Source organism: uncultured Halovibrio sp. (genome assembly GCF_913056445.1).
GTDB lineage: Bacteria > Pseudomonadota > Gammaproteobacteria > Pseudomonadales > Oleiphilaceae > Halospina > Halospina utahensis_B.
Window position 1 is genome coordinate 1 of the sequence record NZ_CAJXMA010000110.1, and the last position, 7,769, is coordinate 7,769.

Consider the following 7,769-nt stretch of genomic DNA (forward strand, 5'->3'; position numbering starts at 1 on the left):
GGGGATCTGTGTCAGGCCCACCAGGGCCGCCAGGTGAACCCCATACGCCGTCAGTGGGTAACGACCCGGCCAGGTCACCCACTGGGGCCAGTTGCGGTCCCGGATCTCGATGCCCGCCTGGCGTGCCAGCTGGCCCAGGACCAGGAACGCGAGAAGGTAGCCAGGCTGGTAGCCGTTCCAGGGAATCGCCCAGTTGTAGGTCTGGAGCAGCCCGAGACACGTCAGTAAAAGCAGCGTTCCTGGTTGGGCCCGCAGCAGTGGGAGCACCAGCGCGTAGACGATCAGCACATGCACCAGAGCCAGCTCCAGGACCACCACCATCGGCCAGGTGATCGCGGCGGCCAGCCAGACCTCCCGATAGCGGGGGCCGAGCTTGCCCGCGAACAGATACCCGGAGGTGACCATGAACAGCGGCATGGCCAGGCGTGTGATGTCGCGAACGAATGGCGGCCACTCGTAGACCACTGCGACGTGATCCAGGATCATCAGCGCGATCCCGGCGGCCCTGGCTGCATCAAGCGTCGCGTTACGCATCAGCCAAGCTCCGGGCAGTAATTGGTGTGCAGCCGGAGCATTTCGCCGGTTTCCTGGTCAGCGATGATGACCGAGCACTGGTCCGGCATCTGGACGTTGAAGCCCATCGAGCGGATGGTATCGAGCGAGTATTTGCCCCCGTCCTTCGTTTTCACCTGGGCATAGATCGGGTCGCCCTCCGCATCAGTGGCCACACCGGTCAGCTCCGCACCGCGCCAGCGTTTCAGCGGATCGGCTTTGTCGCGTTCAACCTGGGCGACCTGGACCGGCTGGGGCTCCGGTTCGCTGATTTCGCGTTCCTCATCCTGGTTCTTCTTGATCGATACGCCCGGCAAGGCATTCAGCTTCTCGGCAGTGATGGGGCCCTCAATGCTGGCCAGCGGGTTCTGGGGCTGCTTTTCGCCGGTCATCGCCGTGGCCACGGCCGCGCCACTGATTGCAGCCACGGCCATCATCAGAACGCGGGAATACTGGCGGAAATAGATCCGGGTGAGTCGCATCACGAACCTCCAATCTCTCGGGCGCATGTAACGGCCATGGGTGTACCAGGGCGGCAGCTGCTGGTAGACGCCATGGGGGTAGTCCTCGCGGAAAATCTGCTTGGTGTTGAACGCGGGGTAGAGATCCTTGCCGACGTACCACCAGCGCTCGGCCATGGGCGCGTTAGGCTGGTCGCCGTATTTGACGATCCCCACGTGCACCTTCTTCTTGGGCAGGGGCTTATCGGTCGCCAGCTTGTACAGCGGATCGAGCAGCGGGATGGAGAACCGGTCGAGGCGGCGACAGTAGACGACGTGTTCCGCCAGGGCCTTCCTGGCCTGTTTGTCCATCATCGACACATCCTGGACGATGAAATACGGGTCCCATCCCCACTTGCGGGCGTGGATTAGCCAGTCGATCAGCCCCCGCCGGTTCTTGTCGTTCCACTCGCGGGCGTTGAACCAGGTCCCGCACTCATCCAGGACCAGGAGGCCGTTTTTCTCCTCCTCGTAACCGTCGTTACCACTGCCCAAGGCGTGGAGATCATCGGCGGCCGGTTTGTCCGGCACCCGGTAGAGCGTGGCGTTCTTCGCCTTCTTGCCCAGGAGCTTAACCAGGTCAATGTCCAGGTTGGTCGCGACGGGGCGGCCCTCGATCAGGGCGTCGCGGATGCGGCCCACACAGGCCAGGGTTTTGCCGCCGCCGAGTTTGCCGGTGACCACATACGTCGCCATGGCGCCCCCTCAGAACAACTTGTACTGCAGGAAGGTGACCTGCCAGTAGTAGAACCACTTCGCCAGCCGGGCGGTGAGATACATCGACACGCAGTCGGTGAGGTTGCCCGGCACGAACAGGCCCCAGCTGCCGTCGCCGGGAAAGGTCAGATCCAGCGCCGCCAGAAGGCCCTCAAGGGTGCCGATGAACGAGGCCGTAACAGCGACGACGGCGGCAATGATCGCGGCGACCATGGCCAGCTTCTTGGACAGGAACTTGGCGAAGAACGCCACCAGTCCGGCAAAGAGACTGCTGAGGATGCTGGCAAGCCACGGGACGCCGACAATCGCAGGTGCTGGCATGGTTCCCTCCTATTTCACCGGTTCCAGGAACACCTGGCCGATCCCAATGGCGGTCAGCACCGCAATGGCCCACCAGAGGATGTCGCGGACCCGCTGGGTATCGGCGCAGCTGATGTCCCAGGTGAATTGCTTATGGAGCTGGACACTGACCCCGGAGCAGCCGACATCGGGAATGGCCTGCTGCACGGTGTCTTTCAGGTTCTCGGCTTCCTGCTGGTTTTCGATGCCGGGATAGTTGCCGTCCTCGACTTCCTGGATGGCGTCGTCGATGCCGCTTTCGTCCCAGCTGTCGTCGACGTTCTGCTCATACATATCCTTGGGCTCACTGGTTTCACCGTCCTCATCAACCAGGTCTTTCACCCCTTCCTTGATGTCCTGGTTGGTGTCCTCTTGGGCGAGCCCTTCGGTATCAAACTCAACCTCGCGAACCGTGCCATCAGGGAGGGTGACGGTCCCTTCCGTTTTGGAGCCATCCGGGGCATTCCCGCCGGATCCGTCACCACCACCGGACCCGTCATCACCACCAGATCCGTCGTCACCACCGGAACCATCATCACCACCAGAGCCGCCACCGCCATCACCGGCCCCATCATCCCCACCGGTGCCGCCTTTCGGCTGGCAGCTCCATTCACCATTCACGGTCCCGAGCTGTTCCCGAGGACCGCATTCCGGGGCGTCCTCGCCTTGTTCCGCCGCTGGTTCCTCGGCACCGGACCCACCATCACCGACGGTGCAAGTGTCGCCGGTGTAGGACATATTCACGTTATTGAAGTAATAGACTTTGTTCTCGCCGGTTCCGGAGTACTCCGAAGCCGTGACACTTCCGGAATATAAAGCGGTGCAGCCGGCATCACAGACCTGGGCCGGGAGGTAGGGTTCATCATGGACAAGGACGCCGGTTGATCTTGCGCCCTGATCCGCCTTGTCCTGACAAATTTCCTTCTGGGTCGGTGGCCGCTCGCCTTCGTAAAGAACGACCTTTACACGCAGGTTATAAGGCTCCCATCCGCCATCAACCCAATTACATTCCTTGCCATCAGGGTAAGACGTTTCACAATACTGCCCATCTTTCCCGCACTCCGGGAAAGTTTGTTCAACATTATTAACGTAATCATCGACCCACTCTTGTTCATAATCCCAGGAGCACTTGTAATAATCCTGACCAAGCGGCGATAGAGTTTCTATCTGTTCCGCTGAATTAACTGGTAGCGACAACAAGACAACGGACAACAGCAACAAGAGCGAGAAAATACGGGTCATCATTCAGCCCCAGGGCATCACTGAACGAGGGAAAGAAAAGGGGGCCGGAGCCCCCTGGGTTACGTGGCCCGATTCATGACCTTCTTGCCGAGCTTCATGAGGATCAGGCCGCCGGTGATAGCGATCAGCACCGGCCAGGCCGAATCGATCATGCTGCCCGCTTCGGTCTGAAGGGTGCTGAACGCATCCGACATGCCATCGGAGCCGGGGATGGTGGTACCGCCACCGCCGCCACCAGAGGCCGCTGCGGTTGTGGTCGCCACGGTTGCCCCGACAGCCGTAACAGCCCGGAGGGACTTGTCGTTCACGGCCTGGCGAGCGTTTTCGAGGTGTGTTTTCAGGTTCATGTTGTGACCTCCATGAGTCGTTTCATCGTCAGGATTTTGTGGGACATGACGAAGCCAATGCCCCACATAGCGAGGCCGTATCCGGCCACTTCAAGCGCTGGTTCCATGACTCCCCCTCGGGTTCATCGTTGGTGGCCAGCGATCCAGCCCAGCGCCAGCATGAAAACCAGCGCCAGACCGAAATTCATCGAGGCCATGAGTTGGAGCTGTTCCAGGATGGCCTGGAGTTTTTCCGCCTCGGTCATGGCCTGCCCTCCTGGTTACTGGCTCGCCGCAGCGGCTGACTTGTCACCGCTGGCGCCACTGGATTTGCTGCCGCTGATCTGGCGCTTGGCGAGATTGAGCAGCTTGAACTGCGCCTTCTGGCCGCCGCCGGCTTTCATCATGGCTTCGGCGTCGAACTCGCAGGGCAGCTCGGATTCGTATTGCTCGATCTTTTCGACCAGGGCGTGATCACAACCCCACTTCATGACGTCGTTGCCGATGCGGTCGGCATCGTCCGGGTCGGCCGGTTCCATGGTGAAAATCTGGCCGATCTTGTTGCCGTCGATGTCGAAACGACGCGCACCGATGACGGTGATGGTCAGTTGCTGTTTGGACATGGTTTTTTCTCCAGCTTTTGGCCGCTTGGGCGGCGGTTTTCACTTGTGGACTCCGGGGAGTCCGGTTGCTCGGAGGCGCCCTGCGGGCGCCGGTCCGGGACCTCGGGCTCGAGAATCAAGGGGCAGGCGTCGCTACCCCCGTCATCCTCTGCCGTCGGCGGCGCCAACATGACCCAGCTCCTGCGCACGATCTGGGTCGGGCGCCTCTATACCGACGGCGACGGATGACGGGGGCAGCTCTTACGGGCCTACTCATGGTCGGCAGACTCCCCAGCGTTGTTCTTCAATGCTTCACTCAGCAGCTGGGCCGCGTAGTCGGACGGGGTCTTCACGTCCTGGGTGTTGGCGGCCTGGACCAGCAGCTGGCGATAGGTGTCGACATCCAGGTAGAGCCGGACGCTTTGTTTTCTGCGGCTCATGCGGCCTCCTGTTGGTCTGAAAGGGCGGAAAGTGCAAGGCAGGCCCGCTGCATGAGATAAGCCTCCGGGGGCATCTGGCGGCTCGGAGCGAGGCTGTACTCAATCACGATCTGGCGGAATCCGGTCAGCGGGACATACCATTCCGGTTTGAGCGTCATAGCGGCATTGATCAGGCCGGACAGGCGGTGCTCGTGGATGTCAGCGGCCTGAAAACGGCCCTGGTGATACAGGTCCATGGTGTCGCGGGCCTGTTGGGTGACCTGGGCCAGGTACTGATTCGGATCGGCAGTCGCGTGACTCATGCCTGGTTCTCCTTTTCTGCAGTCTCCGGTTGCCCTGGCTGGTTCCGTTCCTGGATCGCATTGCGGAAGCCCTGGCGCAGCCAGTCAGCACAGATGGCGGAAGAGACGGTGACGAAGAAGCCCCGTTCGGGCTGTTCAACCTGGAAGAGGTGCCACCAGACAACCGGGTAGCCTTTCTCGCGGGTGCTCTTGAGGCACCAGTCACCACGCACCGCGCGCCAGCGCACCCCATTCACGGACAGATTCAGGCGATCCGGGTGGCGCTTGTTTGAACGCAGGCGCTTCTGCACGTCCTCACGGGCCAGAAACTCGGCGTTCTGCGCCTCAATCGAGGTGAAGCCGATCAGATCCAGCTGGGCGGGGTCGTGCGTGGCCGGGTTCATGCCGTCCAGTCCTCCAGGTTGATGGCTTCCTGGGACAGGCGGGCGATGTTGACCATCCGTGCCTTGCCGCACTTCATGGAGGGGAGGTGGCCTTTCTCGATCATGCCGCGGACCTGGCCTTCACTGAGACCTGTCATCTCAGCGAAGCGTTCCTTGCTCATGACCGGCACCGGGATCATTACGATGTGCTTTTGCTCGTCCACTGTTTTTCACCCTGCTACACTTTGATCCACTGACATACACAAAAACTGACAACAGCTTTATGGCTGTGCTCATTTTTGTGTATACACACTAAACGGTATACACGATTCTGGGTACTGTCAATGGACCTATCAGAGAAAATTCGTGCGATCAGGGAGGCTGAAACGTCAGGCCGTCAGGAGTTCTGCAAACTGGTCGGGGTCAATAAAGGCACGTTGGCGCGGATAGAGCAGACAGGGCAGATCCCGAAAGGGGACCTTCTTCAGCGCATCTGCGCTCAATGGCCTCAGTACACGATGTGGCTGATGACAGATGCGACTGACGCTGACTTTGGACAGATCAGCCCAGAGGATGAACTAACGAGGCGTACGAACACCCTCGGACACGGAGAGGCTTCCGGTTAGCCGCAACAATCCGACAACGATGGCACCAGGGAACGCCCAGGGAATAACAAGGAAAAGAGGGAACGGCCAGCGTGCAAAGGGGTACTGGCTAGTCACAATTACATCCTCGTCATTATAAGAAGACCTTAGTGGCGAACAGCATCTCATTGAATTATATGAACTCTGGCAGCGGCTTAATATGGTTACTGAGTTAGTAGTAGGTATTCTTGTAATTATCATTAGTTCGGCTATTATCTATTTTTTTAAGACTCGGCAACTTTATGCTGTATGCTCTAAAATATATCCCATTAGCTACCTCAATTCTTCCTCGCAGCTATTTGAGGTAAGAGCTTTTAATAGAGGAGTCCATGTAGAAGAAGAAATCCGAATAGTGCTTAACAGAGAATATTCATATGAACTTGTTGCAGCAACTGAAGATATTAGCTTCCATCATCCCAATTTATGGATTTCCCGACTCGACCCTGATCAAGAGTGTTCAGCTCTTATAATGGCTAAGGATTGCTCCCTCAAGAAAGAGGATGTAATTCGTATTTCGTCCTCAACAAAAGGCGGAACAATAAAAGACGAACCAACTTCTGTCCCTCCCAACTACGGAGCGATAATCGTTGTCTTTATCATTATTGCCATCTTAGGAAGCCTACCCATTTTGGGCTTTGAAGGATATGAGCGCTGGAAACAACATCAGGGATCTCAGTACGCTGAATTGTTGAGTAGTGACTCGAACTACGAATTCTCAAATGTAACTTCTTTTTTTTACTCTGACTTAGCAGAAAGCTATAAAGAGGGAGAGTTCCCTTTTCACATAAAAGAAGTTCGTAGGAAAGGTGAATATCTAGTTGTCGATGCCTTGGCGATCAATGAAACAGCTGCACCGATGGATTTTTATGTGTCGCCTGAGTGGCCGTATGATAAGGATGACCCCGAACCTTGGAAAAGCACCACTTACAAAGACGTAGAGGTTGCACCAAAAGATAAAAAAATTATATCCATATCGATATATTGGCCCAGCGACCTAGTTAAGAATGATAAAAACATTGACCTTAAGTTAGATTTGGAGTCAGGGGCCGAAATGATTACAAACATAATCATTACAATACCGGTTGAGGCGCAAAATGAAAAAGACTCTTAAATATATAACCGAGAAATAAGTTTCTAAGAAAAAGCAAGAGCGCGGCGACGACAGTATACCAGTGCTCTCCCAGGCAATCCCACCACTAAGCAGGTGGCGCACCCGCTCTGGCAGGAACTGCAGTCCTAAGGAAGAGCTAGCAGGCGGCACCAACGCCCTCGGACACGGAGAGGCTTCCGGCTAGCCGCAACAATCCGACAACGGTGGTACCAAGGAACGCCCAGGGAATAACAAGGACAAGAGGGAAACGGCCAGAGTGCATTGGGGTACTGGCCAAGGCATTAACGCCAAATACCAACCCAGGGAGCCATACTAGATGAAAGATATTAGGAATCTACCTTACAGAACCTACAACGCTCTCATTCCTAACTACCTCTTCGAAATAAAACCAAATTGTCCAAAGTGTCAAAAACCAAATGAGGTTCCATGGACAGAAAAATTAGATGTACCAAAGCATCCTATTCAGTCAGCTGATGGAAAGTGGTGGGTTCATGGAGGAATCCCGTTAACTTGCCAACATTGTGCGAATGAGTTTCATGTAACAGTACCCCCAAAAGAAACAGAATCTACATGGAATTTCTATGGGGATGAGGCAGAAAGATTTATAAATATCAATCGTCCAGGAAGAAGCG

The 7,769-nt window shown here is 56.7% G+C and carries 13 protein-coding genes; 2 read left to right on the forward strand and 11 right to left on the reverse strand.

Translation table 11 applies throughout. From position 1 onward, the window contains the following. The 11 genes from QZ501_RS14190 to QZ501_RS14240 form a co-directional block, all read right to left on the reverse strand. Nucleotides 1–534 (reverse strand): acyltransferase family protein (locus tag QZ501_RS14190; RefSeq protein ID WP_295720412.1); only part of this gene is annotated, 534 nt, incomplete at its 3' end. Continuing rightward, the gene (locus tag QZ501_RS14195; RefSeq protein ID WP_295720414.1) at nt 534–1,748 is read right to left on the reverse strand and encodes a zonular occludens toxin domain-containing protein; all 1,215 of its coding nucleotides are present in this window, start codon (nt 1,746–1,748) and stop codon (nt 534–536) included. The genes QZ501_RS14190 and QZ501_RS14195, both read right to left, overlap by 1 nt. Before the next feature lie 9 nt (nt 1,749–1,757). After that, the gene (locus QZ501_RS14200; protein WP_295720416.1) at nt 1,758–2,090 is read right to left on the reverse strand and encodes a DUF5455 family protein; all 333 of its coding nucleotides are present in this window, start codon (nt 2,088–2,090) and stop codon (nt 1,758–1,760) included. A 9-nt stretch (nt 2,091–2,099) separates the two neighbouring features. Further along, the gene (locus tag QZ501_RS14205) at nt 2,100–3,353 is read right to left on the reverse strand and encodes a hypothetical protein (protein WP_295720418.1); all 1,254 of its coding nucleotides are present in this window, start codon (nt 3,351–3,353) and stop codon (nt 2,100–2,102) included. 56 nt (nt 3,354–3,409) lie between these two features. Beyond that, nucleotides 3,410–3,697 (reverse strand): major coat protein, encoded by a 288-nt coding sequence (locus tag QZ501_RS14210; protein ID WP_295720421.1) that lies wholly within the window; start codon nt 3,695–3,697, stop codon nt 3,410–3,412. Nucleotides 3,698–3,819: 122 nt separating this feature from the next. After that, on the reverse strand, nt 3,820–3,942 hold the full coding sequence (locus QZ501_RS14215; RefSeq protein WP_295720424.1) for a hypothetical protein: 123 nt from the start codon (nt 3,940–3,942) through the stop codon (nt 3,820–3,822). 15 nt (nt 3,943–3,957) lie between these two features. Next, nucleotides 3,958–4,299: a hypothetical protein gene (locus QZ501_RS14220; protein WP_295720425.1), complete on the reverse strand. Its 342-nt coding sequence runs from the start codon at nt 4,297–4,299 to the stop codon at nt 3,958–3,960. Nucleotides 4,300–4,547: 248 nt separating this feature from the next. Continuing rightward, nucleotides 4,548–4,718 carry a hypothetical protein gene (locus QZ501_RS14225; protein WP_295720428.1) on the reverse strand — a complete coding sequence of 57 codons (171 nt, stop codon included), beginning with the start codon at nt 4,716–4,718 and terminating at the stop codon, nt 4,548–4,550. Continuing rightward, nucleotides 4,715–5,020: a hypothetical protein gene (locus tag QZ501_RS14230; protein ID WP_295720429.1), complete on the reverse strand. Its 306-nt coding sequence runs from the start codon at nt 5,018–5,020 to the stop codon at nt 4,715–4,717. Before QZ501_RS14230 ends, QZ501_RS14225 begins: the two co-directional genes overlap by 4 nt. After that, the gene (locus QZ501_RS14235) at nt 5,017–5,403 is read right to left on the reverse strand and encodes a hypothetical protein (protein WP_295720431.1); all 387 of its coding nucleotides are present in this window, start codon (nt 5,401–5,403) and stop codon (nt 5,017–5,019) included. The genes QZ501_RS14230 and QZ501_RS14235 overlap by 4 nt, the downstream gene beginning before the upstream one ends. Continuing rightward, on the reverse strand, nt 5,400–5,606 hold the full coding sequence (locus QZ501_RS14240; RefSeq protein WP_295720433.1) for a DNA-binding protein: 207 nt from the start codon (nt 5,604–5,606) through the stop codon (nt 5,400–5,402). Before QZ501_RS14240 ends, QZ501_RS14235 begins: the two co-directional genes overlap by 4 nt. 772 nt (nt 5,607–6,378) lie before the next feature. Between QZ501_RS14240 and QZ501_RS14245 the strand changes: the two genes are divergently transcribed. After that, the gene (locus QZ501_RS14245) at nt 6,379–7,137 is read left to right on the forward strand and encodes a hypothetical protein (protein ID WP_295720435.1); all 759 of its coding nucleotides are present in this window, start codon (nt 6,379–6,381) and stop codon (nt 7,135–7,137) included. A gap of 316 nt (nt 7,138–7,453) precedes the next feature. After that, nucleotides 7,454–7,769, forward strand: a 316-nt coding sequence (locus QZ501_RS14250) for a hypothetical protein (RefSeq protein WP_295720438.1), incomplete at its 3' end; no start/stop codon positions are given.

What these genes read in the sequence shown, in the direction of transcription:
- QZ501_RS14195 (WP_295720414.1), bottom strand. Translation starts at nt 1,748, where the DNA reads ATGGCGACGTATGTGGTCACCGGCAAACTCGGCGGCGGCAAAACCCTG.
- QZ501_RS14200 (WP_295720416.1), bottom strand. Translation starts at nt 2,090, where the DNA reads ATGCCAGCACCTGCGATTGTCGGCGTCCCGTGGCTTGCCAGCATCCTC.
- QZ501_RS14205 (WP_295720418.1), bottom strand. Translation starts at nt 3,353, where the DNA reads ATGATGACCCGTATTTTCTCGCTCTTGTTGCTGTTGTCCGTTGTCTTG.
- QZ501_RS14210 (WP_295720421.1), bottom strand. Translation starts at nt 3,697, where the DNA reads ATGAACCTGAAAACACACCTCGAAAACGCTCGCCAGGCCGTGAACGAC.
- QZ501_RS14215 (WP_295720424.1), bottom strand. Translation starts at nt 3,942, where the DNA reads ATGACCGAGGCGGAAAAACTCCAGGCCATCCTGGAACAGCTCCAACTC.
- QZ501_RS14220 (WP_295720425.1), bottom strand. Translation starts at nt 4,299, where the DNA reads ATGTCCAAACAGCAACTGACCATCACCGTCATCGGTGCGCGTCGTTTC.
- QZ501_RS14225 (WP_295720428.1), bottom strand. Translation starts at nt 4,718, where the DNA reads ATGAGCCGCAGAAAACAAAGCGTCCGGCTCTACCTGGATGTCGACACC.
- QZ501_RS14230 (WP_295720429.1), bottom strand. Translation starts at nt 5,020, where the DNA reads ATGAGTCACGCGACTGCCGATCCGAATCAGTACCTGGCCCAGGTCACC.
- QZ501_RS14235 (WP_295720431.1), bottom strand. Translation starts at nt 5,403, where the DNA reads ATGAACCCGGCCACGCACGACCCCGCCCAGCTGGATCTGATCGGCTTC.